At 61.5% G+C, this 1,657-nt stretch carries 2 protein-coding genes; both read left to right on the forward strand.

Features of this window, described 5'->3' with window-relative positions:
- Positions 1-47 precede the first annotated feature (47 nt).
- Positions 48-1,100 (forward strand): NADH-quinone oxidoreductase subunit NuoH, encoded by a 1,053-nt coding sequence (gene nuoH, locus SPR01S_RS20960; RefSeq protein WP_066593789.1) that lies wholly within the window; start codon positions 48-50, stop codon positions 1,098-1,100.
- Positions 1,097-1,582 (forward strand): NADH-quinone oxidoreductase subunit NuoI, encoded by a 486-nt coding sequence (gene nuoI / locus SPR01S_RS20965; RefSeq protein WP_066593791.1) that lies wholly within the window; start codon positions 1,097-1,099, stop codon positions 1,580-1,582. The genes nuoH and nuoI overlap by 4 nt, the downstream gene beginning before the upstream one ends.
- Positions 1,583-1,657: the final 75 nt, after the last annotated feature.

Genomic DNA, 1,657 nt, shown 5'->3' on the forward strand with positions numbered 1-1,657 from the left:
ACCATGCTGCGCATGGTCCCCCTCCCCGTGCCGGGGAGGATTTGGGCATGACCTCCTGGTTCACATGGATGGGCATGGACTATGGCTGGGCCTGGTTCATCGCCACGATCATCGACATCCTGGTGATCGCACTGCCGCTGATGCTGGCGGTGGCGATGATCATCTATGCCGATCGCAAGATCTGGGCGGCGATGGCGCTGCGCCGCGGACCAAACGTGGTCGGTCCGCTCGGCCTGCTGCAGTCGTTCGCCGACGGCCTGAAGGTCTTCCTGCAGGAAACGATCATCCCCTCGGCGGCGAACAAGGGCCTGTTCCTGCTCGCGCCGATCATCACCTTCACGGTCGCGCTGATCGTTTGGGCGGTGGTGCCGTTCCAGGCGGGCGTGGTGCTCGCCAATATCAATGTCGGCCTGCTCTACGTCCTCGCGGCGTCGAGTCTCGGCGTCTACGGCATCATCATCGCCGGCTGGGCGTCGAACTCGAAATATCCCTTCTACTCGGCGCTTCGTGCGGCAGCACAGATGGTGAGCTACGAAGTTTCGATCGGCTTCGTGCTGATCTCGGTCGTGTTGTGGGCGAACAGCTTCAACCTGACCGCGATCGTCGAGGCGCAGAAGGGTTTCGCCTGGGGCTGGGTCAACGGCAATTTCATCAACCCGTTGCTGTTCCCGATGGCAGTGGTGTTCTTCATCTCGTCGCTGGCTGAGACACAGCGCGCGCCGTTCGACCTGACCGAGGCGGAATCGGAGCTCGTCGCGGGCTACCAGACCGAATATTCGTCGATGAGCTTCGCGCTCTACTGGCTCGGCGAATATGCCAACGTGATCCTGATGTGCGCGCTCAACGCCGTGCTGTTCTGGGGCGGCTATCTGCCGCCGCTCAACGTCGGCTGGATGTATGCTGTGCCGGGGATCATCTGGCTGTTTATCAAGATCCTGGCGTTCTTCTTCCTGTTCAGCTGGGTGAAGGCGACGGTGCCCAGGTACCGCTACGACCAGCTGATGCGACTGGGCTGGAAGATCTTCCTGCCGCTGTCGCTGTTCTGGGTGTTTCTGGTGTCGGGTTATCTGATGGTGACGCGCGTAGGAGTTGGATCATGAGCGTCGGTCAGATCATCAAATCGTTCACCTTGTGGGAGTTCATCAAGGCCCACGCGCTGACCTTTCGCTACATGTGGAAGCCCAAGGCGACGATCAATTATCCGTTCGAGAAGAACCCGATCTCGCCCCGTTTCCGCGGGGAGCATGCGCTGCGCCGCTATCCCAATGGCGAAGAGCGCTGCATTGCGTGCAAGCTTTGCGAGGCGATCTGTCCGGCGCTGGCGATCACGATCGAGGCCGAGCCGCGCGACGACGGCAGCCGCCGCACGACCCGCTACGACATCGACATGACCAAGTGCATCTATTGCGGGCTGTGCCAGGAAGCTTGCCCGGTCGATGCGATCGTCGAGGGTCCGAATTTCGAATTCTCGACCGAAACGCGCGAGGAGCTGATCTACGACAAGGCGAAGCTGCTCGATAATGGCGACCGCTGGGAGCGCGCGATCGCCGCGAACCTTGCCGCCGATGCACCGTATCGGTAGGCGGCGCGCAATGATTCCTTTCTCTTTCGGATCACCCTCACCCTTCCGCGGCTTCGCCGCTCCCTCCCTCTCCCA

The organism is Sphingomonas pruni NBRC 15498, assembly GCF_001598455.1.
GTDB lineage: Bacteria > Pseudomonadota > Alphaproteobacteria > Sphingomonadales > Sphingomonadaceae > Sphingomonas > Sphingomonas pruni.